The sequence below is a fragment of the Thalassolituus marinus genome (assembly GCF_020320395.1).
Classification (GTDB): domain Bacteria; phylum Pseudomonadota; class Gammaproteobacteria; order Pseudomonadales; family Oceanobacteraceae; genus Venatoribacter; species Venatoribacter marinus.
In genome coordinates this window covers 120,284-146,422 of sequence record NZ_JAEDAH010000105.1, presented here as the reverse complement: position 1 = coordinate 146,422, position 26,139 = coordinate 120,284, and the positions used below count along the sequence as shown (strand labels likewise).

Sequence of the window (26,139 nt, the reverse complement as noted above, 5' to 3'; positions counted from 1 at the left end):
TCTGTGTTTATTATAGTAGAATGTTCTTCCTGAAGGCAGAGAAACTCTGCCTTCAGGAAGAACATTCGTCAATTTGGCTACATCTCTAGCGTGACATTGAAGCTATAATGCGCCAGAGACTTTTTAAGACTTTCGATGTCGTTGTCCTTCCATGATGTCAAGATTACATGCGCACTTTTTCCATGGGGTGAGCTTTCAACGATCTTTACTTCAAAGGATGTATCTTGGTGTATATTCTCCGCTTCCCGAACTATACAGCGCCTGATTTCCATAGATTCCAATGCCGGTTTAAACACCTTTCCTACTGGGGTGATCGGTATCGAATCCAATATGTGAATGCGCTTGGGTATAGCTGCTCGCTCGAAAATGTTCTCTTGGGCAAACTTTAAAAGTTCTTCCTCTTCAATATTGGCCCCCTCGAGCAGTTGTACATAACAAGTGGGAATTTCTCCCGCGTAGGCATCAGGCTGCCCAACAGCCGCTGCCAGGCTGACTTGGGGATGTTGGCACAGGACTTCTTCGATCATTTTTGGTTCGATATTATGCCCGCCGCGGACGATAATCTCTTTCTTGCGACCCGTCAGCCAGAAGTAACCGTCCTTATCCTGACGTGCCAGATCGCCGGTATTAAACCAGGTGTCGCCATTGGAATCGGTAACCCATATGTCTTGATTGTGTATTGGTTGCAAATACCCCATAAACACATTGGGGCCACGTATTCTGCCGGAGTAGCGTGGCAGGGAGCCGCTCATGGAGCCGTCGCGGACACCCTGACCACTGTTGAACTGGTGAAAGCGATTGCTGGCATAAGGCGCAATTTGGAAACCGAACTGGCCGCCCTGGAGCAATAGAAACCCCGCATTCTGCGGTTTTTTGGTCGCTGAATCGGTGAGCTGGCGAGCTGGATCTGTGACCAAGGTTAGGTGTTCAAAGTTACCAACTTTATTTTTATATTACAGTTCGTCGCTTTTTCGTCCCTTTCTCTTTTTTAGCTCATCGACAATCGCCTTAAGGGTTGATATCTCCTTGTCTTTTTCCGTTATCAACCGCATGTGCGTATCTATTTGCCTTCCACGCTGTTCAATGTTCGACAAGAGTCGTTCGTGTTTCACCTTGGCCTCCGACAACTCGCTTGCAGAGGCTCTTCTTAGGTCTGACAGTTGGCTCGCCCATTGTTCGGACTGCTGCTGCGCCTGTCGCTTTTCTTCGATGGCGGCCTGTCGTGCATCGTCAATTTGCTTCATCAGCCTGTCGCGCTCGGCATCGTCTCGCGAACGCTCAAACCGGATCTGCTCTTGGAGCTCCGCAACTTTCGACTTCATCGCGGCAACCTGGTCCTCCCGCCTTTCCAGTTCGACCTTGTGACGAGCTGATACTTCCGCCAGGCGGTCGTCGGCCTCTTTTTTATGAGCCTCAAGTGATTGGTGATAGGTTTTCTCCTGACTGAAGAGCGACTCCCTGGTCCTTTCAAGGGCAGCTTTAAGGGAATTTACCTCGTCGAGTAGGTCAGCACTCCTTGCTTCCTTTTGCGCGCACTGCATCTGCAGAATCTGGATGTCTCTGGCCTGGTCGTCGATTCGCTCTCTTAGTGCAAGCGCTTCGTTCTCTGAGGCAGCCCTTGCCTGATCTGCTTCTCTAACGATCTCTTCCATCGATGCGCGCTGAATGCTAAAGTCCTTGGCAGCCTCACTTTTGAGTGCTCCCCAGAGTCCTGCTATTGCCGACAGGGCTTCTTGCGGTATCGGCGCAGGAAGCATGATTGATCGATTAGCTGCGACTTTAGCTCGCCACTCATTGCGAAACTTTGTGATCGTATTGGGCGACCCTCTTTTTTCATCGTCAGTACCCAGGTAGATCCTGATGTTATCTATCGTTGGGTTCTTGCCCTCCAGAAGGAGGGATACGATGGCCTCATCCACGTCTTTGTAAGTTACGGCGCTCATGCTCAATCTCTCTATAAGTCACCCTTATTTTATACACCCGATAAAGAACATACACCATACATATTCTGTATATTTTAATACACTAAAGCGGCGGAAAGTGATACTTTTCAACATAAGTCTAATTATGGATAATAATGCGCCGAGTAGGGCGATCCTGCTGCGCTGTCACCAACAATTAGAAATGGGAGGGAAATGTGGCCAAATTGAAGGTAGGTGAGGCGTGTGAGACCAAGCCCCTATATGAAGGGCTGCCAGCAAAATTCACTCAGCCTCGATTCGTGCGAACCGCGCTTCATAACCCAATGAATGTTCTGGGTGTGAATGATGATATTGAGGCTGTCGGGATGTGGCTGCGAGAATGCGGTCGAAACTCACCAAACACGTTGCAGACATACAAGCGCGAGGCGGAAAAACTCCTTGTTTGGGCATCCACGGTTAAGGGTAAGGGCTTAGGGGAGCTTACTCGTGAAGATCACTTAGACTTTCAGGAGTTTCTCGCTGCTGTTCCTCAAGACTGGATTATGGCTCGAAGGTTTAAGCGGAGCAACTCCGGCTGGAGGCCATTCCTGTCGCAGCCATCTGCATCATCGATCGCTCATTCGGTAACAATCCTCTACGGAATGATGGAGTACCTGACTTCCTCTGGGTGGTTTCTTGCGAATCCAATGCCCAAGCCGAAATCAACCATTCGCAAAGCCTGGCGGCCAACGCGCAAGGCTTTATCGCGTGATCTGGTCCAGATCATGCTGGATTCGACCAGTGAGCCACAAGAGGGTGAATCCCCTAAAGATGCCCTCACCCGGATGCGGGATCGATGGATTGTCTACTTCATGGTTCATATGGCTCCCAGGGTTAGCGAAACGAGATCCGTGGGAGGGAGTATTCGATCGGAAATTGTTGAAGGGAAAACGATGTGGATCTGGTCTCTTGTTGGCAAGGGAGGGAGGGAGGAGGAGCTCCCTGTCCCGGCGCACGTGATGAGTGAATTTGAGAGTTTTCGCCTTGCTCTTGGCCTTCCCTCATTGCCAGGGCCTAATGAAGAAATTCCGATATTCCCTTCGTTCAAAAGAATGTCAAAAGATGGTGCCTATACGGATCTTAGCGAGCAGCTCACAAGAAATAGCATCTATAAGAGAATTACAGAGCATATAGCCCCGAGAGCGAAAAGGCTTGCTGAACAACGAGGTGTGGATGCATCGCGTTTGGAGCTGGTTTCGCCCCACTGGTTGCGGCATACGGCGCTGACAGAAATATTAAGGAGGAGTGGAGATCTGCAGGTTGCGAAAAAGCTTGGGCGGCACAGAGACATAAACACAACGGCGGGTTACACCCAAACCGATCTAATTACGCTCAGCAATGCTATGGAAGAGTAATGCACGGCCATGTGGCCGTGCATCGGGTTAAAGGAGGCTGTTTTCTGCGAAGGAGTATATTTCATCTCCAACAATCAGGTGGTCGAGGAGTTTGATGTTTATCAATCCCAGACACTCCTTGATTCTCTGTGTTATGGCTATGTCAGCGCTAGATGGGGTTGATTCACCACTCGGGTGATTGTGCGCAATTATGATAGAGGCTGAATTTCTTTTTAACACCTCTTTCACAACCTCTCGTGGATAGACTGCAGATTGATCTATAGTCCCCCGGAAAAGCCGGGTTAAATCGAGAAGTTTATTCTGATTATCCAAATGGATAAGCCAAAACTCTTCGTGTTCAAGCTCGCGCAGCTTTATTCGAAGCACATCTCTGACTACGTCGGGAGATGTGCAGGCTCGTCGAAAAACAGTCGTCTTCTTCTCAATCAACTTGCTTGCGGCTCTTAGGATTTGGGCTGCCCCCTCCTCTGTTTCCATCAGTGATGAAATAAGAGAAGCGTTGATGTAGGTAAGATGCTGGCTTTGCTCTTCGACGCCTGGCAGGGTTGTCTGTTGCATGTTCGCTCTCCGTGATTGGAGGGCTACCCCTGGAGGGTTGCACCTCCAGATGGTGGGTATTGATACGAGATCCAACTTGGGACCGCGAAAGAAAGCGATAGGATGCAGTTACTATAGCAGGCGTTAGATCGTGGGAGAAGCCGTTGCCGTAATTGATTTGTGAGCCCTGGGGCGCAGGGTATCGAATATAGATCTGCTTATGATCGGCTGATTAACATTCAGCCCATCGTAGTGCCTCACAGCAGACGGAGGAAATACGCCATGCGGCGCGTCCTTCCCTGGCCGCATTCTTGCGCGGTAGCCGATAACAAATCCCTTCACCTCCACCCAGAAGTGGAGCGGAATGACTCCGGCAGGAGTGCGCACTCTATTTCCAGCAGTAATGATTCAATCCGAGTTCGGAACGAGTCCGCATCCATTTTACTGAGCATAATTTGGCAATTTCCCTTGCTTCTCACTGTTAGAAATAAGGTTATCATCTATACCAAGGGCATCCAAGCTTGCCACGTGCTCTCGATCCAGAGCGTCGGATATTCGCTCAAAATCATGTTCATCATGGCTGTCATAGCTTAATCGCCCTTCTTGATACTGCTTGGATAGATAAGCGTACCGTACTCCGGTCTTTGCTGAATTCTTCATCCTTTTTGTGATTTTTTCGGCAAGGTTGTATTGATCCCAAAATGATGAGCTCACTTCGCTGCAGGTTTCGGGAATCCATGCGCGTAGCTGCCCAACAAATCGATTCAGTCGCTCAACGAGATCCTTCCTTTTGGGGAAGAAATGCACGGTATTCGCTCCCAAGTAGTACCGCACATCAAAGTAGTCGGTGGCGACCCTTTGCCCGTCCAGGAGATCCCTGAACCGGTTTTTGAAGGCCCAAAGAACCCCTTTGATATCTTCCTGGCTGCGTAGGTAATCCTTCGAGTCCAGGTGGGCAAAAACCTTGTCTATGTCCTCGATCCAGCGCGCGTCGTAGTAGTTAATCCCTGTGCTGTAGGGTTCGCTACCAAGCGGCAGCACAAAGCGCGTCATTTGAATCTTAAATCCGAAGATTCGATGCTTTGCGTTCGACTTCCAGCCTCGATAATAGGCGCGATTTTGTGGGTGGTACATTGATATACGATCAAAAACTTCGCACAGCATTGTTTGGGCCATTTCCGGTTGCGCTGCAATTACTCCCTCCAGAAACCCGTATATGTTTTTCGCTGTGAATTCGAGCTGCTTGATGTTATCAAAATCGGACTCTAACGCTTCTTGGGCTTTCGAAGTCAGGCGTCCAGTAAGGTCCGTCGATTTCAAAACAGATGACCAAGCTCTCTCTTTCAGAGTTGCGTACCCTCTGTTAAAGCTTTCGATCAACACCTCCCGGACTTCGCTGAAGCTGACACAAGATAATGGGTCTACAACTCCATCCATTTGATTGCTGAATACTGTAGGATTGCTTATCGACTGCTCAAGGTGCGACGCAAGCTTTGCGGCCTTTGCTTGTGCGAGGGATGCCTGTCGATGGGCCTCGATCGCGAGGTTGAATGTGTCCACCATGTTTGTGATGCTTCGGCTATTGATGGCTAGCTCTTTGCTGCTGCCCAGGGCCAAATCTTCTTGCCTTTCTACGTCTAGGCCTCCGATCAGGTTTACGGACGGGGCTTGCTTGCGGAGATATATAAGTGCGACATCAACAGTCGCAGATCTGTCTTCCTCTCCAGTATCAAACGCAGCCTCCAAATACTCCACTGAGCCATGAGCAGCCAAAAGCTGAGTAAGGTGCTTGCGCTTCGCGGTAAAGGGGTTTTTGATCGTTTCAGCATTGATAATGGCAACAATCTCACCATCATAGAGCAAGCGCCACGCATGCAGAACGTGATCAACACCTTGGTTGAAAGGTGGGTTCATGATGATGTGGGAGTACATTGCTGCTCCCTTGAATTCGAGAAAGTCATGCCCAACGACCTTAAATCCGTAGCCGCGCAGTGTCGCTTGGTTTGTAGGATCGATCTCGATAACATCAGCTTTATCTTTCCCGATCCAGAACCCGTGTTCGCTGCGAAGCAAGTCGGCCTTTCCGGCGTTTGGCTCCAGGAGTTTTGTAATATTGAGTGTGAATTTTCTGCGTGCTTTCTTAGCGAGCCAATACGGCGTTGGGTAAAATTGATAGTCCATAACATGCCCTTAAATAGAAACATGCTCCGATACTTCTTTGATCCGTCAATGGGTTGTTTAAATGAAAAAATTCTTCTGCGTCGTATCTTCGGACGATGTTTTGATTCGCGTCACTAATGACTACGCTAAGGCCTTATCGAGCTCGTCATTCTTAAGAAATAGCCGTATGTACGAGGTTCCCGAGCGCTCAGCGGAAAAGGCAGCCAGGCATGCTGCTACCAAATGGGGACTAATTTTAGCGGAGGGGTGCGTCGATGTTATTTAGAGGCTGGATGGTGCGAGCTATCTTCTGCGTTGTAATGGTTGTAGTCGCGTCTTTTGGTGCTGCACCAGCAATCTCTGGGGGTGTTGTTAAGCTTTCCAAATCGGGAATCTGTCACAGCTCGGAAAGCCCGTACTTCTACAAAACCAAGACTTTCACGCCATTTTCATCTGTCGAGGGTTGTCTTGCAGCTGGAGGCAGACTCCCGCACCAGCGAAATGCTCAGAGCCCGGATGATGATGCCAAGCCCAAGGAATACGATCGATCTCACTTTGGTGACTGGATCGATGCCGACTCGGATTGTCAGAATACACGGCACGAGGTCTTGGCACTTCAGTCCACTGTGCCTCCTGTGTGGAGCCCTAATGGTTGTCGCGTGCTCCATGGGCGGTGGATATCGGCCTATACGGGTGACGTACATTCTGATGCCTCCAGACTGGATATCGACCACGTGGTTCCATTGGCCTGGGCATGGATGCACGGAGCATCGCAGTGGCCAAAGGCAAAACGGATTAAATTCGCTAACGATCCAGCGAACCTCCTGCCGGTGGAGGCGTCACTGAATCGTTCTAAGGGGGCTCTTGGACTTAATGATTGGCTTCCACCCAAAAACAAGTGCCAGTATGCTGCTCGGTTTCACCGGATCGCGAGGCTTTATGGCTTGGACGCTTCCGACCTTCCTTCGCCACAAACATACTGTAATCAATAGGCGAATTGCCGGATTGGCTCGCATATACTTTCCGTGTAGCATTCTGCTACAATCCCCTTACAGCAACACGAAAAGGTTATTGCCATGGCTAAAGCTGCCTCCCCTGTAAGGCTTCAACACAGCCTCATGAGCGCTGCAGTCACTGCCGGAGCCGTCATGCACCGCAGCGCTGCAGAGCAAGTTGAGTACTGGGCCGACATTGGTCGCAAGGTTGCCGGAGTCGTTAATCCGGAGGTTCTACTTGCCATTCATGCCGGTTTGGCGACGCTCCGAGTAGAGCGTTCCACTCCCTCCCCTGTAGATCCTGATGCCGTGTTTGCATCCATGAATCGTGCCCGCGCGTCCGGCGCTCTCAGTGAAGCAATAGCTTCCGGAGGTGTACGATATCAGGCCGCAGTAAGTCGGCCAGGATACCTAGAGGCTTGCCATCCAGATGGCCGAACTGAAGTGGGTCGCTTTCTGAATGGTCGGTTTATCCCAGAATGAGCACAAAGCAGCTTTGGCTGCTGGTAGGCGGAAATGGCTCCGGTAAGAGTACGTTCTACGAGCTGGCGCTAAAACCTCTCGGCATGCCTTTTATAAACGCCGACTTGATCGCCAAGGAGCTGTTTCCTGACGATCCTGAGGCTCACAGTTATCAGGCTGCAGAGATTGCCGAGAAAATGCGGATAGATCATATCCATGCTGGCAACAGCTTCTGTTTTGAGACTGTTTTCTCGCACACATCAAAGATCGACTTTGTAGCGCACGCGAAGGCTCTTGGTTATCAGATCGTTATGGTCGTACTTCATGTTGACTCAACAGAGCTTAATCTTGCCCGGATCAGCCAGCGCGTAGAGGAAGGTGGGCATAGTGTGCCTGCGGACAAAGTTGCAGCTCGCATCCCCCGCATGCTGGAAAATGTCCGGTTGGCCATCCCTCTCTGTGATCAAGTTAGAGTCCTGGATAACTCAAGGCTCGACAACCCCTTCGATCCAGTGCTGACTATCAAAGGAGGGGTGTGGACAGCTCACGCATCCCCGCTGCCGCCTTGGGCCGCTTCGTTCATTGGTGAGGGCGCTTAGGCCTGCTTCTTAAAGAAAATAAGTTCTGACAGCCCTTCCGTGAGGCTCTGTTCATTGATTTCGATGAGGACAGGGCCTTTCGCTATGCAGCAGCACGGCAATATCTCGCCAGCATTGATCAATGCAACCGGCTCCAGAACATAATCCACCACCCCGCTCGCTTTGCTTCGACACGCCCCGCAGTATCCTGAGCGACACTGGTATTCGTGCTCAACGCCCATGGCCTCTAGGGATTCGAGGACCGTCTCCCCTTCTGTTTTTGGTAAAACCACAACTCGCATCGCTTGCTCCTGAACTCTGAAAAGAAAAGGGGTGGAAATTCCACCCCAGAGGTTCAGGCTGCAAGACGCTGCAGTTCCTTGTTGAGCTGGTCAACGGTGAGTAGACCTTGCTCATAATTATCGCGAAGCTCTCTGGCTTTGGTGCCTTTGATCCACGATGGTTGATGGCTCAAATACTCCATCATGCCTGGTTGAGGGTCTGTGTATCCATCCAGCAGAGCCTTTTCCAGCGCTTCATACGCGCTCTTGTAGGTCTTATGGCCACACAAACCAGCAGCATCAAAATGCTGCAACCGGTATCCATTTTCATCTGGCATGATTGCCACAAAAATATCACCGGACGTACCCAGTTCCACACCCACTGGTTCCCCATCCGCAACGATGAAGTTCCATGTGTCGGCCAACTCATACATATGAGCCCACCCGTCACTAAGGGATTGCGCAAGACCGAGATCATTGAGCTGAACAGCCTCTTGGATAGAAGCCTCTAACTCTCCGAGCGGTATGAATGCTTTTGGACCTTGGGATTCGATTGAGGTTGATTGGAAGAACATAGCGCTTACTCCTGTGGAGAGCGTATGTCCCGTTGAGGGCTATACGCCCTCATAGGGTTGGTAGAAGAGATCAATCAATGTGACTGACCAGGTTGACCTGTGCCTATGCTGAAGCCCATTTTACGCGGCCTCTCATTCATAGAAAACCGCAAATGGCTGAAAACAACCTGCGATACCTGTTGGCATTGCGCGTTGCTCTCAGGCCGCTATATAGATAACGGTATAAAAGGCCCTAAGAAAGGGCCTGAAGATGGTTGATTAGGAGAACTCGATTGCCTCCTGAATGGCTCCGGGGCAAACAAGTTCGAGTTTGATCACATGCATTGTTGAGTCGATTCCGTTAACAGCGTCTCGATGCGGGAAGGGAGGAAAACCCTCTTGGTAGGTTTGCCAGTATTCGCCGAACCGCTCAAAAACATCCCGACACTCCCGAGTTGAACCTTTAAGCAAGGCGTCTCCCAGTTTGTCTCGATATTCCGGATTAACCTCAGCAACCGCCAGGGCCTTCTCAAGCAGGGCCAAGGAGGAGGATCGTCGAGTTTTGGTTAGCACGTCGGTCAGTTGTTGAATGGTTTCGTCAAAAGACAACGTGTTCCGTAAGCATTGATAATTGATCATGAGTCCTCCTGTTCAACGTATAGCGAGCAGGCGAATCGCTTTAGCCATGAAATTAATCATCACTGTGTTATTCGTGCTTCGAAAATACGCCAGCCAGGCTGACCATGTTTCAAACTCATCGAAAGCTGGTTTCTGGAAAAGTCCCCAGATGCCCTTTTCGCATCCCTTTTCGAGGATTCCATTCACTTTCTCAATGAGATTTTCCTTGGATGCTTCTCGGTTTAGCTCGATAGGTGGCTTGTTTACCACTTCATGCGCCTTTTGTGCGCTGAGTGGGGTCACTTCGCCGGAGCTCGTATCGACCAGGAAGGGGAAAGTATTCCCCTTTTCCATCCATCCAGTGATCATGACTGGATCGACGCCCATTTTAAGAGGGACCATGACTGTTCCGTGCTCTCTCAGAAGCCAAATCATTTGGCTGCCGTGATACTTCTCCACAAGATTGAAGTCCACATCCAGATCGGATTTGAAGTGGCGCGGATATCCAATCTCATCGGAAACGGCTTGCATTCTGTCTTTTAGGCTGATGGTGGGGTTGGGTTTTTGCATGTTGCGGTCCTCGGTTTGCAGGGAGAGCCGCCAGGGCGATTCGCCCTGTGGGGGTGGTTAAAAAGGGTTAATGAAACCCTTGGAGTAAATGCTTATTTGAATGCAATCATTCAGATGAGCACTTGCAATATGGGGGGGGATTGTTCGTTCCGTGAGGGTGGGAGAATCAACTTGGATTCTCATCTATCTATTGGCTCATATTAGCTTGCTTGGTGCGGATTTCGCAACATGAAATACAGTGTCGCTGGATATGGAGATCGAGGACGGCACCTGCATGGAGTTCAGGCTGTGACTTTCATGACTCTGATTGGTGTCTTCGCGCCACTCTTCCGGCCATCAAAATCATTGAGAAACGCTGGGTATGGTGGTACTTTCTCTTCTGTATTAAGTCTCCATTTTCAAGGCAGTAGGCTGACTGCTCCTTTGCAAATGTTGTCTTTTATTGGCTTGCCTCGTAGCTTGCTAACAATTCAACCCCTTGGGGCATTCTGCCTCTTGGGCAAGATGCCCCTTTTTTTATAAGGAGTGGCATTATGCCCAGCGAACCAACCGAAATATTCTCTGATTTCCCATTTGAGTTAATAGAATCCTCGCCTGGGGATTTTCAATTCAACACTGCTCGGGACGCCTTGGATGCGGGTTATGACCCCTCCCAGATTTGGTCTGTAGTCGAAGGTGACGAGTTCTACGTTTACGGGCCAATGCATCACTTTGTGAATGTTTTGTACTGGGTGGTCACGCGCGACCGTCATGATGGCAATACATACTATTTCGAGCAATAACCTCAGGATCAAAACCCGCCACTGGTGGGTTTTGATCTCCTCCTTTTCAGGGCTGGTCGTTTATGATGCTCAGCTCCTGTGGTTTTGCGGCTAATTTATAGCTCTCCCGACTTTGATTTTGCTTCGCCAATCTTTCGACTGCATTCATGCTGATCTCTCGCTTCTGCGGTGCGAGTAAAATAAATTTTGCTTAAACCGCTACCAGTGCCTGTCAGCGTGGTATCGAAATTCGTGGTGATCCAATGAGGAATTATCAAACTTTTTTAAAAAATGATCAGACTTTAATTACTTTTATCAGACTTTATTTAAAGCCTGCGCTTACAAACCCATCTGGATTGGCAGTTTTCATCTTCGCCTGTTTACTTTGTGGTGTATTGAGCGCTACGCCGGTGGTTGACGGATTTTGCTTTTGCACGATGCTGAATGAAATCAAGCTAACCGATTGGGAAGAACTATGTGTAACAATTCGCAGGCTGCAGATGGTGATAAACAACTACAGGAAGTGATATGCAGGCTCGCCCAAAAGGCTGCGGAAATGCTGGGTATCGACGTGACTGCTGTCAGGTTTCGAGATCGCCGTGAGCCTTATGTATCCATTCAGGTGAAGAACCAAGATGATGCCTCATTGTTGTCCTGGTGCCTTTTGGCGTCGGGGCTGGATGCTTCGCCCGTATCGCGTCCTGATCGCGACTATTACACCGTTCTCCTGTCACTTGTGCGAAGCGTAGAGAGTGATTCTCTCGAATCACTTAACAACTGACAAAGGATGGACGGAATTATGGATTCAGAAGCCACTATCTTAGAGCGTATTGCAGACCTTGCTGCTATTGCGCAGCCACCATATGAGAAGGTACTCCTCGATGCCGCTCAGGAAATAGAGCGTTTGCGGCAGCGTGAATGTGAAGCCATTAAAGTAATTGAGGCGTTTTCTGGTCCTGATCGCTTCCATGGCTGGCATGACAAGTATGATGATGCAGTGCGCAAAGCGAGAAAGCTGATAGGCGCTTAACAACTTCAGAAAGAGAGAGCTGCGGACAGGCTGGATAGGATTATCCGAAAAGAGTGCCCCACCAGATGGTGGGGCGTTGGGTTAAACCTCGGTGGAGCCTACCCAGCAGCCTCCGATGTGAGCGTCTGCGCCGTCCGGGAACGGGCCAAACTCGCGGGAAAGCTGTTCAAGCTTCTCGTGCGTCCACCCTTCAAAGGCGTGAATTCGGAAAAGCTCATTGCCATCGAGGTCGGAAACGACCAGATCTCCTTGGTTGTTCACACCAAGAATGTCGGGCTCGCCTGGTCTTACGTCGGTTATGAAAGTTATGTGTGACATCTGCATATCCTTTTATCGATCAAATCATCAAAAAATCGCTTTCGGCATCGCCTATTAGCGCCTTCAGCTTCTTGCATCCGGGCATAAACCGGGGTTCGGACTGATCGCTGATATCAACAATCTTGCCGCTTTCTTCCGCCCATTCGATCCAGTCATCGTGATCAAACGGAGTGTCAACAACCCTTAGAGAGCAAGGTGCGACATGGTGGAGTGCAACTATTGTTGTCCCAATAATTGGGCAATCAGTCCCACTGAAGAGGATGTGTTCCACTCCTACGGATTTCAGGTTGAGATAGAATGCATTCTGGGTGGCAGTTACTTTGTAGGCGAGGACTTCACCATCAAAGATCTCAGCTCCTGAGAATACAGCTTCAACTCCATTCGAATGGAGATAAGGGAGGATTTTCGCCCTCACCTCTTCAATTTCCTGTTCCGAGAATGGGTGTTCGACATGCACTTCATGTACTGCGGTTTGGAATTGAAAGTCTGACATCTACATCTCCTTAAGCGGCCTGACTGGTCGCCTTGATCTGTTGATTTGAATGCCTGTATTCAGAAACCACTTCAGAGACAAGATCTCTGAGATGGCATCCGCCCGGCTTCGTGTCTCGATTTTCAACAATTCCACATAGCATAGTTCTGGCCGCTGCCTGATCGCTGTTGCATTCGTAGAGGCGAACCTCCAGATTGAATGCACGATATTGGTCATCGGCCAATCCCTTCATGTCCTCGAAAGTGAAATGATCCGTCAAATCGTTGTAGTCAAAATCAATCTGTCGCTCATAAGCTTTCAGTTGAAAATGCTTAGTTTTGAAAGACCATACTGGCTCACTCTCCCCATAGCAGTTCATCAAAATGCTATGGAGGTCACTTAGGCAGTCACCTGCAACGCTCTTCACCAGCTCGCGAATGTCGTTAAAGATCGCTTCTACACGGTCCTCAATCGCATTGCTGTTTGAATCGCCGCCGTCTACATCATTGTAAAGCCCGAAGCTGGAAGCCAGGCTTAGGGATGCGCCTTGTGAGACGTATCGCTTACCTGAGTCAAACTCAAGATACCAGTCCAGGTACTCCTTCCAGCGCATTACGGTTGCAGCCGATCTGACATCGTTGAGGTGTGTCAGAACATTCAAAATATCATCCATATTCATGGTTCCTTCGAATGCGCATCCATCACCTTGGGAAAAGCCAATGCTGTATTGTGGTTTCAAATTATGGTCGCCAATTTCGCTTTTAAGCTTTTCGTGCAAATACATTTCTAATGTATTCATGGGTTGCTCCTTAATGGGGATCGGTGCAGGCACCTTTCCTCAAGGGTTGATTGATCAACAGTCAACATGGACTGCTGGTGTAAATTGCATAGGGATAAATTCAGTGAAGTTATTCCTATGTCATTTAAGTAAGGCCGGAGATCCGGCCTTGGTGGGGTGGTTAGCGCAAATACTCTGATTTTAGGGAAATCAGAATATCATCGGATTCAAAGCGAACCGCTGAGTTGATCAGCACATTTTCAACTGAGAATGTTCCGTCAGCATTTGCGAATGGGTAGGCAACGATAACCAAACCCCAACGCTTGTTTTCCGTGTAAGCGTTTGAAATTTGCATTGCACAGGTCTTGAGGAAGGTTTCGATCCGATCCGAAGCGGCATCCGTATTCTCACCAACCCAATGACTTCCGACTCTGAGCAGCCTCTCTATCTCTGCTGTAATTGCAACGGGTGTTGAAAACCCGACATTTTTAGCGGAGAAAGTCACGCTGATCGTGTCTTCTTGCGAGTTAATCCGAACCCCTACAGGCGGGATCAGATATCCATCTCCTTTTTCCCCAGAAAACTTATCATAGCCCCATGGATTTTCAGACTTCGCTTCTCTGACCCTGACAGCGAGCCAGTGACCTACCATCTCGTGATCCAGATAGTTACCGCTACTTCTGATGCTCTCCAGGGCATGGACTTGCTGGGGGTAAAGGTTATTAATGGTTAAGGACATATAAACTCCTTTGTCGGTTTGCATGCAGGCATGCGCCCCGATATTTGGTTGATTGATGTGAGGACCAACAAGGGTCATCAGGTGAAATTAGCATTCGAATATATCCTCTCGAAGATATATTCGAATGCTTAGAAAAGGCCGGAATTCCGGCCTGTATTGGTTAATACTTCAGCTTTCTAAGTTCATGCCTTGTCGTACCAGACGTAGAGCATGCACAGAGTTCGTAGAAGGTAATTTGATAGCCGCAAACCCGCCATGTAGCCCCATCCTCATCGAGATGGAAGTTAGATCCGGCAGGGATGTAGATTTCCTGAAAGACTCCATCTACTTCTACCGAATGGCTCAGCAGCGTGCTCTCGTCCGGATTGGTTGAATCGGCTAGATTCAGTATTAGCTCTCCGCTAACTTCGGTCAGGCTGGCAGACGTCAGCATTTCGAAAAAGCGTTTTTCGAGTAACTTCATGGGGTGTCCTCTTTTGAAATGAGGCAACCCCAGGGGATTGCCCCGCTTGGGTTGACGTTTCTTTATAGCTGGATGGTCAGTTGAGTTGGTTGCCCTACTGCTGACAAGGATTGGTCGATACTGGTCGAATTTCGTAGAACGAAATCGAATGGCCGCAAACCAACCAGGTGACACCTTCTTCATCCAGGGCTACTTCACAATCTTCTGGTATGTCGAAGTCAATTGTGACGTCGTCAAACTCATTGCGGAGTAAGACTCCCGGTTCGGGTTCCAGGCAGCCAGTTATATCGAAGATAAAGGCACCGTCTATTTCTACGGCGAACCCTGAGTTGAGGTTGTTGATGAATTGTTGCTTGAGAGCGTGCATGGGAGATCCTCTAAAAAAGAGGGCTGCACGCCCAAGGGGCGTGAGCCCTTTGGGGTGGGTGTTGGCAATCAACTTGGATCGCCAGGGTTGAGTTAAAGATGATACGGCGCAATTACAGCAAAATAAAGTCTTTCTGCTGGCGGTGCCGCTCTCTTCGGGCCTTGATTCTAGCGATGATCCGTTGATGCGCCCTCTCCGGGCTATCTGTGTTGGATAGCTGGATTGCGAGTAAGAGCAGATATCTTTCTGCCTTCTCGTCATTGTTCATGAGATTGAAGGCTGTATATCCATCAGGCATCGCATCTGGATCTGCATCGACAATCTCCTTGTATCGCGCATCGGCCATATCAGTTAATCGATCGAAGCGCCTATGCACTTCATCAACACCAATCTTGTTGATTAGCTGCAAAGCTTCTCGTTCCGAGATTGGCAGACTATCACTACCAGGGTTAGGCATTTGAATTTCCTTTAGGCCTTTCGACCAAGTGTTCAACCCGGCTTTCGCCGGGGAGTTAGCCGAGAAAAAGAGGGGTAAGGCCAGCAAGACCTGTCAGGAAGCCCATGACACCCAAGACTGATCCCGCGATGCCCAGCTTTACTGAAACACGAATGTTTAGATCAGGATGCTGGGAGAGCCAACCATACACTTAAAGTCGAGATGCTGGTCGGATAACCAAATGCACATCCTGTCCATAGCGAACGCCAAGAGAATCCATGGCGTCGTAATCTATTCCAATGGCCTCTTTGGTCATGCCGGTGTAAGCAGCCTGTCCCATCGCGTATCGAAGGACTTTCTGCCTGTTTTCCGGGTTGATGATCATCACCGCATCTCTCCGAAAGAATCGATTCTTGTCTCTTCTTTTTGAGTCTATGTGGTGATTGTTCATTCTTACTATGCAGTGCTGATAACCGCTGTCCTCAGGTGTGAGTCTTACGATCTTTGTTGCTGTAAGTTTGGGGGTTTTTCGCATGGCGATCTCCATTTAAGACCACCAGCCTGAGGCTGAGGCCTCAGTGAGGTTAATGTTTCGACTCCCAATTAAAGGGGTCGATTTAAAAAGCCATGTGGAATTCTGACGAATTTCAGATGACATCTTGAAAACCCTCCGGACGAATCCGGAGGGTAGGTTTTAAGCAGCGGACTGCTTCGATTGGGTTGATTGGTAGCTCTGCAAACCGTCGCCGATAAGGCGGCCAATTGCAACGAACCAATTGTAAACAACGCTCTGTCCGGCGATCTGATGAGCAATGGTCTCAGAGAGGCCATCGAGTACAGATTCTGGGATTGTTTTCAGACGCGCATGTTCTGCGGGAGTGAACAACCTCAGAAGGTCAGATCCGTCATTCTTGCTTAGAATCGGGTCTGTTGAGCGAACGCGGCTATATCCCCTGGTGAGCGTAGGACAGGATGTGGATTCCTCATTGAGGATCTGCATTCTAAATCCCTTTCCAGCGGCAATGTCTCTAGCTTCTTTTTCTCGGAGGTAGGTATACTCTTTCCATCGAGAGTTATCGACATCGCTTTCCAGAATTTCCTGAATTTTTGCCGGTGGCGCTGATCGGAACTTGTAGATGTCATCAAGCTTGATGAATTCTTCAAGGCCTATCGTCGTCGCCAGCATTATCCAGCGCTCGCGGTTTTCCAGTGCGCCGAAGTCTTCGCCTTTCAGCAAAATCTCCTGCATTGAATAACCGAGGTTGCCAAGAACGGATCGAATGATGCTTGCACTCGCTGTTTTTGCGTAGTTTTTAACATTTTCAATTACTATCAAGCATGGATTCATAAAATCAATTGCTTGCAACGTATAGAAAAATGCAGCACCAGCAGTTGGATGGTCTTCCGCAAACGTAAGTCCGAGTTTTGCCTTACCAGCCGAAGCGGCCCCAGTACACGGAATTCCGGATTCCAAGAGACTAACTCTCGGAATTCCGGATTGGTGATATCGAACTCCTTCGACGCCCGCATTGATTACTACACTATTCTCATCCCAAAGATCTGGGTTGTTTCGTAGTGAAGATTCAATGTATGCGTCTTCGATCTCCACTGCCATTGCAAGCTTGCTTGAAATTCCTGCGATTTTTAATCCGCAGTGAATTCCACCGGATGCCACACCACCGCCATGGAATAGCGATGCTACAGACAACTTACCCTGCTCAACTTCGTTCAGCATTCTTAGCATGCGATCGGCGATTTTCTCGTCATTAAAATGACGGAGAATGACGATGCATTTGTTTGCAATAAGAATGCGAACTCGTCCAGAGTTTCCTGCAATTTTAGTGAGTTCTTCTGTTCGAATATCCAAAACTGGAAGTTCGGTATCGCGAATGTTCTTCTTACTGACGACATAGTCACCGGAATCGATCAGTCGCAGGACAATTTTTCCTTCCTCTGCCTTGATGATGCGCTGATATGTCATGCCAGGTTGAAAACCTTCGCGTGCGAGACGAAGTCCCTCGATGTATACGCGTGATACACCTCGATGTTCGCCTATTTTTTTTTCGATAAGAGTGGCCATAGTGCTCTCCTGGATAGAGGGCCACCCTCAGAGGGTGGCTCCCTCTGTTGGGGTTTAATGAGTGCTGCGCAATGTGAACAGCAAGTGAAAACCTTATTTCGCGACGCTCTCTTTGAAAGCGTCGTGAAATGGGGTTTTATTAAAAGGCCGGTTACCCGGCCTGTCTTACATGCTAAAAACCGTCCCGCAGCCAAGCACCTCGACTCCGAACTGATTCAAAACATCGCAATCGTCATTATTCAAACGGGTGCGACTTCGCGCCTTGGTCAGCGCATCGTTGAAGTGCAAAATAACTTGGAACTTCTCAAGCTCTGCTGAATCTGGATTTTCGCCATTAAGCTCTGCGTAACTGCAGAACGCTCTGGTTTTGAATCCAGGCTCGCCATAAGCGGCCTGGCTAACATCAACGTATTTACGAATGATGTCGCACGTGCTGGCTTCAGCGCCGCCTGCGATCAGGAGGATTAAAAGCGGTATGTGTTTCATGGGGTTTCCTTATTTGTTGGTCGGGCAGGCCCGGCGAAACAAGTAAATGAAAGGGGTCAAAAATGACCCCTGGTGGTTATGCAGCAACGCCAAAGCCCATGGCTCCGTGCTCATAGAACACATCTGCCCAGTCAATGGAGCTTCTGCCTTTCAGCAGGTGCTCAGGAGGGAGTCTAATGATTACCCGCCCAGGCCATCCTGAGGCGCTCAGGTTTTCCGACAGTGCCTTTGCGGCATCAAGCCCTGTACCTGAGGCATCCAGATCAGCAAAGATCACAAGGGTCTTTACTGATGCTGGAGGTTCGAAATGACGCATCGGGCCAGCAGACACTGTCGCCCACACCGGTATTTGTGTACCCATGTGAGCTGCGATAGCTGTCTCAATACCTTCGGCCACACCAAGAACGCTCCCGTCACCGCCAGCGGTAACGGGTATTACTCGCCCTTTTTCTGCTGCCCAGAGATCTGGAACGGGCATCAGTTTCTTTGGCTCATCACAATCCAGCTTTTTCCCGGTATTGTGATCAAGGTATGTCCGATGAAGCGTCAGGGGACGTCCGTTGTTGCTATAAACCCGTGCAATAATTGCCGGTGCAAAAGCAACGATGGCTCCATCCTCATCGCGAACCGGTACGCCGGGATGAAACCTGACGTGATTGGTTACAACATCCGGGGTCAGCCCTCTTCCCATCAAGTAGCGCCGTGCGAGAGCGGCTTTCTTTGATTGGATTGAGTAGGACCTTTCCCACAGCCCATTACGACAGCGAGCAACCTCTTCAGCCTCCCGTTCGGCTTTCGCCCTCCGGATAGATTCTCTTTGCAATCTTTCTTCTTTTGCTTTCCTTGCCAACTCGGCGCGGTGCTTCGGATCATCCTGGGCGATACCCAAATAATCAGCAACAGCCTCCTTGGCTTCGATAAAGCTCCAGTTGTTCAGATCGCGCAGCAGTTGATAGCCGTCGCGTGTGCCACAGGTGCAATGCGATAAGCCAGTTTCAGGCCCTTTGTCCTTGTGAAAACGAAAGTCTCGCTCTCCGCCATGCAAGGGGCATGTAACATGCTTACCGAGGTTATCTGCCGCATCAGAGACGCCGGGAGCCAAGGCTCTAAGGATCTCAATCCAGCGACCAGAAGCCACATCACTGATCTGCTCTGTTGTTGGAAATGTCATGCAGCACCCTCCTTTTGATGGGGGGCGTGATGAATGCGACGAATAACCCGCTCACCATCCTTGATAACGATATGATCATCATCAAGAGTGATGCTGGCTGACTGCGGGATGCCATCGAGAACGCGAAGAGAAACCGATCTTAAGAGTGCTGGTGCAATCTCAGAGATGCGCTCAATGTCGCGTAGTTGAGGGGTTGTGAGTTTCATGGTGCCTCCATTCGGGGGCACCTGCCCTGTGAGGGAAGATGCCCTCATAGGGTTGGTTAAGATTCATGATCAAGAACAGACTCGATCAGCATTAACCTACCGCAGTGTGATCTGCGCAGAATGGAGTTCGTTATGCATTAACCTATCTCACTGCCAAGGCAACTGTCAACAAGCCAAATCATAGCGCTTGTGAGATATATCCCACGACAAATTGCGACAATAACGATTTTGTAACTACATATGTAAAATTGACTTGGGCACGGTTAACTTTCGGACTTTTGTAGTATTATCGCGCATCTTTTTACACGCGGGTGATGAGTGCAGACGCGAAATGGAAGTAGTGAAAATACCCAAAGGCATGATGCCGCTCCTTAATTTGAGCGCCATAAGGCTCCATCGTTTCGAGTATAGTTTAGTCTGCGCTGCCCGACGAAAAGTTCCACACGTTTTATCCTCTGAAGTACGAGCAGGGTTTTCCTCGCTGCTCGGCAAACTCTTATTCAGCTCCATCGCTCCATCTACGCTGATGCCTAAATCTACTGGCGATTTCACTGTTGCCAGATTGTACGGGTGTAAGACCACTGGCAATTATCCTCTGGTCGCACCACTCAGAGATGCGGGATCATATCGACCAATCACAGTCGCCGAAGACCCATCTACCTGTCACAATCTCGCGCCAGTGCTGGATGCGAGCTGTCAGTAATGCAACATGTTTAGAGCACGGACGATCACACAGATGAACATCATTGTTGAGTTGAGCTACCAAGAAGTCACGCTATTCGCCTGGCTTCGTGAGGAGTCCACCGACATATGCGACTATCAGGCTTACCCTGCCAGCCCGGAGGCCCAGGCGTATCTCCCAATGTCGTTTGCAGAGCAGAGATCCTGCCTAACCTCTCTTGAGCGCAAAGGGGTTTTACTTACACGCAAGGGCGATGTAGGTTTGGAATATATGCTGGACAGGGCTTGGCTTGAGCGTTTTGCAACCAATCTGGACCTATACTCTCAGCAAGACAATGTCGAGAATGAGGCCAATCCCCATTTTACAGTTGTGAAAATGGCGTGAGTGATGCAGTATTCATTCTACAACCGAGTTACCGCACGCCACGCGCGCGGTAAGCACTTCAACAAAAAAATGTAATACTCATGACAACCCCCACAAGCCTCAGTAGGAGTGCTTTCGTCGATATCCTCGGGTGTACGCTCGCTCGCTGGTACTGGGACGAGCAGGACGAAATTAACTCCTTTTCCTCTGCTGATTACAGAGCTGCGGATCTGGGCCTGCTCAGGCAAATTCTACCAAAGCGTCCAGAGTCTCAGTATGGGGCTGATGTTTTTTCCGTCGTTCTGAAAGCCACAAAACAAGTATGGAAAGACCAGACCGCTAAGCGATCGGTGATGGTTAAGTATCGTACATGCAGCCTTGTGGCAAAGGCTTTGCAAATACCAACGATGCGCGCTTGGAATACCCTGGTTCAGGAAAGCTTGTCTCTCAATGACCTCCCCTTTCCGGTGTCTCCAAATAAACGCTATGTGGATGAGTGGTCGGGTTGGCCTGCATTTCTTGGAATGGGTGTGGTGCAGTTCTTTTCATATGACCAGGCTAGATCACTGGTTGCCAAGCTACAGATCAAAACTGTGCAGGAATACCGGGACTACATTGCATCAGGCCTAGCGGATTCTCGAATGCCATCTCGGCCAGATAGCGTCTACTCTGACGTCTGGGCTGGTTGGCCAGCATTCCTCACCAGTCGATTTGTGACTTATACCGAAGCTAAAGAACTGATCGCTCCATTTGCACTTAAGGGAGAGCAGCAGTACAGGCTGCTTGGTACGAAAGGGGAAAGACCCGAGGGCATACCTAGCCACCCGGCCACATTTTATGCGGGCGAATGGGAGGGATGGTCGGCATTTTTAGGCGGTGCGGTGAAGAAAAGAAAGGCCAAGTAAGGGCGTTCTACTCTTCCCTGATGCATGGCACGGTGCTGGTTGTAATGTCCGCCCGTACAGTGAATAGGTTAGTTCTTATTTCCTGGACCGCTATCAGCTGCTGGATACCCTCATCATCTTCGGTTACCTGCCAATTTGATCCGACAAACACACGTGCCTCTAGCGCCAACTCTGCGTCCAGAACCGCCTTGTCAATGAGCAGCTCCTCTGGTGTAAGGCCGAAATTACAATCTTCTAACGCAGGGTCCTCTGCGACCCCCAATGGAAGAAACAGCATCAGCGCCAAAGCCAGCCTTGTGCGAATGCCTATGCCGCACTCAGACATGATCCAGAACCAATACGTGACCCTTGCTGTCGATGAGGCGGCATCCGCACTGACAGCGTTTTCCGGCATCGACATGCTCGTGCTCTGCAGCCACCCAGTTTGAATCGCCACAGGCAGGGCATTCAATCATCCGCAAGGTGAAGAAGTTGTCGCACAGAGTGCAGCAGACCCGATCACCAGCGGCGTGATTGCCGACCTTTATTTTAAATATGCACCACGGGCACTTCACTTCTTTTTCCATGATTTAACCTCGCCCTATCAGACTTGATTATGGTCTCATGGTAATTATTTCCGTCAAGGCTTTGCCTTAAACGCCTCCATCGTCTCCTGCTTGTATCGCTCAAACTCAGCAGTCCCAAGAGCCTCAGTTGCTGTTGCCTGCCAGTCAATCTCGCCTTCTGCCACTTTCGCTTGGGTAGCCATTGCGACAATCTCGGCCCCTTGCCCCGACTTCACCGCCCTCTCAAGGATTGCCTTCATCTCCGCATCCACGCCCATTCCGTTGATTGCTTCTCTGGCTTGGTCTTCCAAGGCAAGCAGCTGGGATTCAGGGCGCATCTTTTCGCTAATATCCTGCATTCTTTCTTTAATGATGTTGGCGAAATCGGTATTTATTTTATCTTTCAGATCGTTAGGCAACTCGTCGCGCAGGCGCTGATAACTGCCTTCGCCAAGCTGGATGTCCACCAGAGCTTCGATTTCACTGCGGTCGATGGACATTCCTTCGGCCATTTTATTGCCGAAGGCCCCGCTGGCGACTCCCATAATACCGCTCAACAAGCCACTCTCAAGACCGCTGGCTTCAAGGCGGATATTTTCCAGCGCCACACCAAACTCTGTAGATTGTCCTTCAAGTGCAACGTATGGAACAAGCGCCATGAGCTCAGCAAGGATCACATCTGTCAAGTACTCTTTGTCGCCTTCTCGATTTTCGGTCAGTTTCCTTTTGGTATCTCCGTAGTTATTTTCAGCCCTTGAATCTGCATACGCCTTGAGGGTGTACTCTTTTTCTGCAAACGTGCCTGTCTGGTTGTCAAGATCATTAATCATTGCCTCGATTTCATTATTATCAATGTCTTTCAACTTATTGCCGATGGCTTCGAAAATACCTAATTTATCGATGTCATAATAACCGCTTGAGGCCTGCGCATCTTCTTCCCCGTAGCTAAGACCGTTTGCATCACGGTTGTCGTCACCAAATAAATAATCAGTGTAGTCGATTCGTTTTCCGAACTCTTTTATTGATGCAACATCCGATTTAATACCAGCTTCATCCATTTTATTGCGCAGGAATGCACTGGCACTTTCTATATCCCCTTTTTCTTTCAGCTCGTCAAAGACATCTTTGTCATTTCCTCGCAGTAGGTTGGACATAGCTATATCCGACTGCCATTGCTGAACCTCTTGGTTTTGACCGCTATTTTCTGCCATTTCCGCCGCAACTGACGCGGCAAAAACAATTTCCAAATACCTGCTTTTGGCATTTGATTCAGCAAATTCACGGCGTGTTTGATTGCTTGCCTCATCATCTTTTAAGAATACTGTCGGCAGGGATACTACGCTCTCGCCTCCACTGATCATATCGATAAGCCCGAGATCCCCATCAGCTTTTGCGGCATTCTTGTCTTGCTGCTCAGCGATAGCTTCCTGAATCTGTGTCATCAGCTTCACGAATTTAACTTTGTCTTCAACGTTGCCTTTCAGATTGTTAATCATGGCCTGCTGTTCCGGCGTGAACTCTTTCAGGACATCGTCTGGCAGCGCCTCAGCATCTTTTGTAGCTTGATTGACAACCTGTTTAACCTTGTCTGCTTCTTTAGCGAGATTGTCATTGTTAACTTCATTTTCCGGATTGGCGATATTGAGAAACAGCTGACGGACCTTGTCACCCTGTCGATCATCGTTTTTAATAACAGCCTTCTCTAAACCTGTATCTACATTGGCATCACGCAACAACGACAGAAGCCCAGCGCCCTCTGCATAGCTGCCTGCATTCGATGGGGCTCGATCCTCCCAAAGTTGCTGCTCTATTCCAGAAACCATAAGCGCCGCGCCAGCATCTGAAAATCCGAGCTCTTGCGCTTTCCTGATCATTTCAGATTTTCGCTCATCGCCTGCCAATCCGGTTCCCGCCTTTGAGATCTCGTCAGCCATTTCATCCATGATCTCCCATTGACGGCCCTCGTCGATAGTCCGATCCTCCGATATGCTTTGGGCAACATTCTTAACCTGCTGGTACGACCGTTCACTGGACTCTTGCAGGCTCAATGATTGTGAAAGCTGTTTTGCATCCTGCTCGCTAAGAACGTCAGTGTTTTGTGCAATTTTCTGAAAGGTATCCTGATCATTGAACGACTCACTCCCTCGAAGGTGTTGTGACAAGGCTTGCTTAAATTCCTCGGATTCGCGGTATTCACTGACGAATGCTTGAGCAAGCTCTGTCGAAATCCCTGCCTCCCCAGCAAACCCAACGCCTCCCGAGAGAACTCTGCCAAGTTTTCTTTGTGTTTCTGGATCATTGGTCTTTAATTCTCTAAGAAATTTTTCATCAGAGCCGCCTTTGGCGTTGGCCTGCAGTTTTGCGGCTAAGTTGGCCGCATTTTTCGAAGCATAGGATTGGGTGCTAGATTGAATGTTTGCGTCAGTCGCAATTGCCTGAGAATCAAAGCCTTCTTCATAGCCCTTCGCTTGTGAAACCACTTGATTCAGCGATTCTGTGTTTGCAGTTTGTACGACGCGCCCAATGATATTATTAAATGACCGCGTATAGTTTTGGGCTGCAATTTCCCTTTGAGCTTCTGCGCTTGCTACTTGAGCGCTTGCCTCCTTACTTACCCGAATATCAGTCCCGGTTCCGGTCAGATCTCGGTTTCGCTGAAGGTTTCCAGCTGAATCAGTTTGGAAACCAGTCTGAGATTGTCTTTGATAGAGCGGTGCACTGGACTCGGTGTCGCTGTAAACGCGGTTTTCGTCGAGGTTCTCATTTGCCGACACGTTGGATGCCAGTTTAGTAAGCATCATCATAGACCCACTGAGCATGGCCCCAGTGATAATGGGAGTCATCCCAAGCAGGGATTGACTGACCGCGAATGAGTGACGGGCCTGATCCCACATTTGATACAGCCCTTCCATGCCCATGCTGTCCGTAGACGCGAGATACATAGAGAAGGTATTCGTCATTGAGCCGAGCGCGGCATGGTTGATAATGATGTAAGCGATCGGCCATGTTTGCAGCCAAAAATAAACACCCACCAGCGAGATTAAAGCCTTGCCTCCTTGCGGTGAAACAAATGCCATGAACATGAGGATTGGGAGCATGCCCAGCGCTATGAGCTCCAAAAATTGAGTCATAGGCTTGGCGTTTCTAACCCACCAGTCCCCCTGCGCGGCCATAGATAAGTCGGCCTGTCGCTTAGCGTCATCCCAAGCTGATGCGAGCCTACCTACTGCCGGGGCAACTTGCGCTCTTGGAGAGCTGTTGTAGGCGTTAAGAAGCATGGTATTAAGCCGATCCAGCATCATGATGCGGAGCCGGGTCTCGGTATCGCCAAAGAGCGCCGTTAAGATCTGGTTCGCGTCATTCTGCATTTTTGTTCGAACTTGTGTGCTGGCCACCCCAGGGTCGAGTGTTGCAGATGCACCAGGTGAGGACATTGCTGCGATATATGATGCCAAATGGTCGATATGCTCTTCTGCCAGAGCGGTCTTAAATTCCGTGGTGTTGATTGCGGTATCAATCGAGCTCCAGGCGTCCCAGCACAGCTCCGATGTGCCATCGGTGGATGGGGCGTTAATGTATGTTACGGTAGTCGCCACAATCGGAGCGCTGACTCGGGTCCATAGGCTGGTCAGCGTGTCACTTTCTCCCCTCTTGTGAAAAGCGGTCCAGCGATCATAGGATGCCCCATCTCTCGTCATCATCTTGTTAAAACAGTCGTTGAGATAATTCCCTATGCTGGCTTCGAGATTGGTTACATTGGTGCCGGTGTTCCCTGCGGTTCGTGTTCTGTCTGTCCAGGGTACTCCCTGCATGCCTGTCAGGATGGAGAGTCCGCGCCCCACCCCTTCGCGCGCCAGAACATCTCCGACACCAGCCACGCTAAATTGCGTTCGATACATGTCCTGGAACACCCCGCCAATGACTGACGTTCCCCATGCCAGCATCGCCAGGCCTGCCGGGACGTCTGTCACGACGTAGCTTTCGGCAGTTACGGGATTTGTGATAGCCAGATCGGCTTCACTGCGAACCCCTACGACGAAAATAAGGAGCGCCACGGCCAAGCTCTGAATGCCCCGGCTGTTTTGCTTCCCTATGGTCGTGGCTTTGCTGACGATGATGCCCACAAAACCAAGCAAGGCACCCACGTACAGTATTGTATTAAATGCCTGATACTCGGTTATGGCATCCAAAGCCAGGATGCTATCCCTTACAAGAGAAGGGTTCAGCGTCCACATCTCGAACATGGCTCATACCTCAGATGTAAAA

Annotated in this window: 30 protein-coding genes; 9 read left to right on the top strand and 21 right to left on the bottom strand. The window is 49.6% G+C overall.

The window, feature by feature from the left end; all coding sequences use genetic code 11:
• Nucleotides 1–77 precede the first annotated feature (77 nt).
• Together I9W95_RS17995 and I9W95_RS17990 are read right to left on the bottom strand one after the other, a co-directional pair.
• Entirely contained in the window at nucleotides 78–917 is an 840-nt protein-coding gene (locus I9W95_RS17995; protein ID WP_225677445.1) for an AMP-binding enzyme, read from the bottom strand.
• 36 nt (nucleotides 918–953) lie between these two features.
• Nucleotides 954–1,943: a DNA-binding protein gene (locus I9W95_RS17990; RefSeq protein ID WP_225677443.1), complete on the bottom strand. Its 990-nt coding sequence runs from the start codon at nucleotides 1,941–1,943 to the stop codon at nucleotides 954–956.
• A gap of 194 nt (nucleotides 1,944–2,137) precedes the next feature.
• On the opposite strand from I9W95_RS17990, the gene I9W95_RS17985 reads away from it, so the two are divergent.
• Nucleotides 2,138–3,316 carry a tyrosine-type recombinase/integrase gene (locus I9W95_RS17985; RefSeq protein WP_225677441.1) on the top strand — a complete coding sequence of 393 codons (1,179 nt, stop codon included), beginning with the start codon at nucleotides 2,138–2,140 and terminating at the stop codon, nucleotides 3,314–3,316.
• A 27-nt stretch (nucleotides 3,317–3,343) separates the two neighbouring features.
• On the opposite strand, the gene I9W95_RS17980 is transcribed toward I9W95_RS17985, so the two are convergent.
• Nucleotides 3,344–3,874, bottom strand: coding sequence for a JAB domain-containing protein (locus I9W95_RS17980; RefSeq protein WP_225677439.1), 531 nt, complete (start codon nucleotides 3,872–3,874; stop codon nucleotides 3,344–3,346).
• 420 nt (nucleotides 3,875–4,294) lie between these two features.
• Nucleotides 4,295–6,034 (bottom strand): DUF4942 domain-containing protein, encoded by a 1,740-nt coding sequence (locus tag I9W95_RS17975; protein WP_225677437.1) that lies wholly within the window; start codon nucleotides 6,032–6,034, stop codon nucleotides 4,295–4,297.
• A 254-nt stretch (nucleotides 6,035–6,288) separates the two neighbouring features.
• Between I9W95_RS17975 and I9W95_RS18610 the strand changes: the two genes are divergently transcribed.
• The 3 genes from I9W95_RS18610 to I9W95_RS17960 all read left to right on the top strand — a co-directional run bounded on the left by I9W95_RS18610 (nucleotide 6,289) and on the right by I9W95_RS17960 (nucleotide 8,069).
• Nucleotides 6,289–7,005, top strand: coding sequence for an HNH endonuclease family protein (locus I9W95_RS18610; RefSeq protein WP_404818775.1), 717 nt, complete (start codon nucleotides 6,289–6,291; stop codon nucleotides 7,003–7,005).
• Between the two features lie 84 nt (nucleotides 7,006–7,089).
• Nucleotides 7,090–7,491, top strand: a complete 402-nt coding sequence (locus tag I9W95_RS17965) for a ParD-like family protein (protein ID WP_225677435.1) — start codon at nucleotides 7,090–7,092, stop codon at nucleotides 7,489–7,491.
• Entirely contained in the window at nucleotides 7,488–8,069 is a 582-nt protein-coding gene (locus tag I9W95_RS17960) for an AAA family ATPase (RefSeq protein WP_225677433.1), read from the top strand. The genes I9W95_RS17965 and I9W95_RS17960 overlap by 4 nt, the downstream gene beginning before the upstream one ends.
• On the opposite strand, the gene yfaE is transcribed toward I9W95_RS17960, so the two are convergent.
• The 4 genes from yfaE to I9W95_RS17940 form a co-directional block, all read right to left on the bottom strand.
• Nucleotides 8,066–8,350, bottom strand: a complete 285-nt coding sequence (yfaE, locus tag I9W95_RS17955) for a class I ribonucleotide reductase maintenance protein YfaE (protein ID WP_225677431.1) — start codon at nucleotides 8,348–8,350, stop codon at nucleotides 8,066–8,068. The genes I9W95_RS17960 and yfaE overlap by 4 nt on opposite strands.
• 53 nt (nucleotides 8,351–8,403) lie before the next feature.
• Nucleotides 8,404–8,904: a hypothetical protein gene (locus I9W95_RS17950; protein ID WP_225677429.1), complete on the bottom strand. Its 501-nt coding sequence runs from the start codon at nucleotides 8,902–8,904 to the stop codon at nucleotides 8,404–8,406.
• Between the two features lie 258 nt (nucleotides 8,905–9,162).
• Nucleotides 9,163–9,522, bottom strand: a complete 360-nt coding sequence (locus I9W95_RS17945; RefSeq protein ID WP_225677427.1) for a hypothetical protein — start codon at nucleotides 9,520–9,522, stop codon at nucleotides 9,163–9,165.
• A gap of 12 nt (nucleotides 9,523–9,534) precedes the next feature.
• Nucleotides 9,535–10,071 carry a hypothetical protein gene (locus I9W95_RS17940; protein WP_225677425.1) on the bottom strand — a complete coding sequence of 179 codons (537 nt, stop codon included), beginning with the start codon at nucleotides 10,069–10,071 and terminating at the stop codon, nucleotides 9,535–9,537.
• 533 nt (nucleotides 10,072–10,604) lie between these two features.
• Here I9W95_RS17940 and I9W95_RS17935 point away from each other — a divergent pair.
• The 3 genes from I9W95_RS17935 to I9W95_RS17925 all read left to right on the top strand — a co-directional run bounded on the left by I9W95_RS17935 (nucleotide 10,605) and on the right by I9W95_RS17925 (nucleotide 12,177).
• Nucleotides 10,605–10,853 (top strand): hypothetical protein, encoded by a 249-nt coding sequence (locus tag I9W95_RS17935; protein ID WP_225677423.1) that lies wholly within the window; start codon nucleotides 10,605–10,607, stop codon nucleotides 10,851–10,853.
• A 778-nt stretch (nucleotides 10,854–11,631) separates the two neighbouring features.
• A complete protein-coding gene (locus tag I9W95_RS17930) occupies nucleotides 11,632–11,862 on the top strand; it encodes a hypothetical protein (protein WP_225677421.1) in 231 nt (76 codons plus the stop codon).
• A 117-nt stretch (nucleotides 11,863–11,979) separates the two neighbouring features.
• Nucleotides 11,980–12,177, top strand: a complete 198-nt coding sequence (locus tag I9W95_RS17925) for a hypothetical protein (protein ID WP_225677419.1) — start codon at nucleotides 11,980–11,982, stop codon at nucleotides 12,175–12,177.
• A 22-nt stretch (nucleotides 12,178–12,199) separates the two neighbouring features.
• Here I9W95_RS17925 and I9W95_RS17920 read toward each other — a convergent pair whose 3' ends face one another.
• From I9W95_RS17920 to I9W95_RS17870, 11 genes are all read right to left on the bottom strand, one after another.
• Nucleotides 12,200–12,673, bottom strand: a complete 474-nt coding sequence (locus I9W95_RS17920) for a hypothetical protein (RefSeq protein ID WP_225677417.1) — start codon at nucleotides 12,671–12,673, stop codon at nucleotides 12,200–12,202.
• A gap of 10 nt (nucleotides 12,674–12,683) precedes the next feature.
• Nucleotides 12,684–13,451, bottom strand: coding sequence for a hypothetical protein (locus I9W95_RS17915; protein ID WP_225677415.1), 768 nt, complete (start codon nucleotides 13,449–13,451; stop codon nucleotides 12,684–12,686).
• 160 nt (nucleotides 13,452–13,611) lie between these two features.
• Nucleotides 13,612–14,169, bottom strand: a complete 558-nt coding sequence (locus tag I9W95_RS17910; RefSeq protein WP_225677413.1) for a hypothetical protein — start codon at nucleotides 14,167–14,169, stop codon at nucleotides 13,612–13,614.
• A 160-nt stretch (nucleotides 14,170–14,329) separates the two neighbouring features.
• Nucleotides 14,330–14,632, bottom strand: a complete 303-nt coding sequence (locus I9W95_RS17905; RefSeq protein WP_225677411.1) for a hypothetical protein — start codon at nucleotides 14,630–14,632, stop codon at nucleotides 14,330–14,332.
• Between the two features lie 94 nt (nucleotides 14,633–14,726).
• The gene (locus I9W95_RS17900) at nucleotides 14,727–14,999 is read right to left on the bottom strand and encodes a hypothetical protein (RefSeq protein WP_225677409.1); all 273 of its coding nucleotides are present in this window, start codon (nucleotides 14,997–14,999) and stop codon (nucleotides 14,727–14,729) included.
• Nucleotides 15,000–15,111: 112 nt separating this feature from the next.
• Entirely contained in the window at nucleotides 15,112–15,456 is a 345-nt protein-coding gene (locus I9W95_RS17895) for a hypothetical protein (protein WP_225677406.1), read from the bottom strand.
• A gap of 190 nt (nucleotides 15,457–15,646) precedes the next feature.
• Complete coding sequence (locus I9W95_RS17890) at nucleotides 15,647–15,982, bottom strand: hypothetical protein (RefSeq protein WP_225677404.1); 336 nt, start codon at nucleotides 15,980–15,982, stop codon at nucleotides 15,647–15,649.
• Between the two features lie 147 nt (nucleotides 15,983–16,129).
• A complete protein-coding gene (locus I9W95_RS17885; RefSeq protein ID WP_225677402.1) occupies nucleotides 16,130–17,515 on the bottom strand; it encodes a DNA cytosine methyltransferase in 1,386 nt (461 codons plus the stop codon).
• A gap of 165 nt (nucleotides 17,516–17,680) precedes the next feature.
• Nucleotides 17,681–18,001, bottom strand: a complete 321-nt coding sequence (locus I9W95_RS17880; RefSeq protein WP_225677400.1) for a hypothetical protein — start codon at nucleotides 17,999–18,001, stop codon at nucleotides 17,681–17,683.
• A 76-nt stretch (nucleotides 18,002–18,077) separates the two neighbouring features.
• Nucleotides 18,078–19,172, bottom strand: a complete 1,095-nt coding sequence (locus I9W95_RS17875; RefSeq protein WP_225677398.1) for a DUF7146 domain-containing protein — start codon at nucleotides 19,170–19,172, stop codon at nucleotides 18,078–18,080.
• On the bottom strand, nucleotides 19,169–19,378 hold the full coding sequence (locus I9W95_RS17870) for a hypothetical protein (protein WP_225677396.1): 210 nt from the start codon (nucleotides 19,376–19,378) through the stop codon (nucleotides 19,169–19,171). The genes I9W95_RS17875 and I9W95_RS17870 overlap by 4 nt, the downstream gene beginning before the upstream one ends.
• 736 nt (nucleotides 19,379–20,114) lie before the next feature.
• Between I9W95_RS17870 and I9W95_RS17865 the strand changes: the two genes are divergently transcribed.
• Nucleotides 20,115–20,444, top strand: a complete 330-nt coding sequence (locus I9W95_RS17865) for an HAD family hydrolase (RefSeq protein ID WP_225677394.1) — start codon at nucleotides 20,115–20,117, stop codon at nucleotides 20,442–20,444.
• Nucleotides 20,445–20,524: 80 nt separating this feature from the next.
• Entirely contained in the window at nucleotides 20,525–21,328 is an 804-nt protein-coding gene (locus tag I9W95_RS17860; RefSeq protein ID WP_225677392.1) for an integrase repeat-containing protein, read from the top strand.
• A 317-nt stretch (nucleotides 21,329–21,645) separates the two neighbouring features.
• Here I9W95_RS17860 and I9W95_RS17855 read toward each other — a convergent pair whose 3' ends face one another.
• Both I9W95_RS17855 and I9W95_RS17850 read right to left on the bottom strand, forming a co-directional pair.
• Nucleotides 21,646–21,894, bottom strand: coding sequence for a hypothetical protein (locus I9W95_RS17855; protein ID WP_225677391.1), 249 nt, complete (start codon nucleotides 21,892–21,894; stop codon nucleotides 21,646–21,648).
• Between the two features lie 53 nt (nucleotides 21,895–21,947).
• On the bottom strand, nucleotides 21,948–26,117 hold the full coding sequence (locus I9W95_RS17850) for a conjugal transfer protein TraG N-terminal domain-containing protein (RefSeq protein WP_225677388.1): 4,170 nt from the start codon (nucleotides 26,115–26,117) through the stop codon (nucleotides 21,948–21,950).
• Nucleotides 26,118–26,139: the final 22 nt, after the last annotated feature.

Bases quoted from the DNA above. Each gene is read 5' to 3' on its own strand.
- I9W95_RS17950 (WP_225677429.1), bottom strand. From the start codon at position 8,904: ATGTTCTTCCAATCAACCTCAATCGAATCCCAAGGTCCAAAAGCATTC.
- I9W95_RS17880 (WP_225677400.1), bottom strand. From the start codon at position 18,001: ATGAAACACATACCGCTTTTAATCCTCCTGATCGCAGGCGGCGCTGAA.
- I9W95_RS17870 (WP_225677396.1), bottom strand. From the start codon at position 19,378: ATGAAACTCACAACCCCTCAACTACGCGACATTGAGCGCATCTCTGAG.
- I9W95_RS17860 (WP_225677392.1), top strand. From the start codon at position 20,525: ATGACAACCCCCACAAGCCTCAGTAGGAGTGCTTTCGTCGATATCCTC.
- I9W95_RS17930 (WP_225677421.1), top strand. From the start codon at position 11,632: ATGGATTCAGAAGCCACTATCTTAGAGCGTATTGCAGACCTTGCTGCT.
- I9W95_RS17980 (WP_225677439.1), bottom strand. From the start codon at position 3,874: ATGCAACAGACAACCCTGCCAGGCGTCGAAGAGCAAAGCCAGCATCTT.
- I9W95_RS17875 (WP_225677398.1), bottom strand. From the start codon at position 19,172: ATGACATTTCCAACAACAGAGCAGATCAGTGATGTGGCTTCTGGTCGC.
- I9W95_RS17895 (WP_225677406.1), bottom strand. From the start codon at position 15,456: ATGCCTAACCCTGGTAGTGATAGTCTGCCAATCTCGGAACGAGAAGCT.
- I9W95_RS17905 (WP_225677411.1), bottom strand. From the start codon at position 14,632: ATGAAGTTACTCGAAAAACGCTTTTTCGAAATGCTGACGTCTGCCAGC.
- I9W95_RS17965 (WP_225677435.1), top strand. From the start codon at position 7,090: ATGGCTAAAGCTGCCTCCCCTGTAAGGCTTCAACACAGCCTCATGAGC.
- I9W95_RS17915 (WP_225677415.1), bottom strand. From the start codon at position 13,451: ATGAATACATTAGAAATGTATTTGCACGAAAAGCTTAAAAGCGAAATT.
- I9W95_RS17850 (WP_225677388.1), bottom strand. From the start codon at position 26,117: ATGTTCGAGATGTGGACGCTGAACCCTTCTCTTGTAAGGGATAGCATC.
- I9W95_RS17865 (WP_225677394.1), top strand. From the start codon at position 20,115: ATGAACATCATTGTTGAGTTGAGCTACCAAGAAGTCACGCTATTCGCC.
- I9W95_RS17935 (WP_225677423.1), top strand. From the start codon at position 10,605: ATGCCCAGCGAACCAACCGAAATATTCTCTGATTTCCCATTTGAGTTA.
- yfaE (WP_225677431.1), bottom strand. From the start codon at position 8,350: ATGCGAGTTGTGGTTTTACCAAAAACAGAAGGGGAGACGGTCCTCGAA.
- I9W95_RS17960 (WP_225677433.1), top strand. From the start codon at position 7,488: ATGAGCACAAAGCAGCTTTGGCTGCTGGTAGGCGGAAATGGCTCCGGT.
- I9W95_RS17940 (WP_225677425.1), bottom strand. From the start codon at position 10,071: ATGCAAAAACCCAACCCCACCATCAGCCTAAAAGACAGAATGCAAGCC.
- I9W95_RS17975 (WP_225677437.1), bottom strand. From the start codon at position 6,034: ATGGACTATCAATTTTACCCAACGCCGTATTGGCTCGCTAAGAAAGCA.
- I9W95_RS17990 (WP_225677443.1), bottom strand. From the start codon at position 1,943: ATGAGCGCCGTAACTTACAAAGACGTGGATGAGGCCATCGTATCCCTC.
- I9W95_RS17910 (WP_225677413.1), bottom strand. From the start codon at position 14,169: ATGTCCTTAACCATTAATAACCTTTACCCCCAGCAAGTCCATGCCCTG.
- I9W95_RS17855 (WP_225677391.1), bottom strand. From the start codon at position 21,894: ATGGAAAAAGAAGTGAAGTGCCCGTGGTGCATATTTAAAATAAAGGTC.
- I9W95_RS17885 (WP_225677402.1), bottom strand. From the start codon at position 17,515: ATGGCCACTCTTATCGAAAAAAAAATAGGCGAACATCGAGGTGTATCA.
- I9W95_RS17945 (WP_225677427.1), bottom strand. From the start codon at position 9,522: ATGATCAATTATCAATGCTTACGGAACACGTTGTCTTTTGACGAAACC.
- I9W95_RS17920 (WP_225677417.1), bottom strand. From the start codon at position 12,673: ATGTCAGACTTTCAATTCCAAACCGCAGTACATGAAGTGCATGTCGAA.
- I9W95_RS17890 (WP_225677404.1), bottom strand. From the start codon at position 15,982: ATGGAGATCGCCATGCGAAAAACCCCCAAACTTACAGCAACAAAGATC.
- I9W95_RS17900 (WP_225677409.1), bottom strand. From the start codon at position 14,999: ATGCACGCTCTCAAGCAACAATTCATCAACAACCTCAACTCAGGGTTC.
- I9W95_RS18610 (WP_404818775.1), top strand. From the start codon at position 6,289: ATGTTATTTAGAGGCTGGATGGTGCGAGCTATCTTCTGCGTTGTAATG.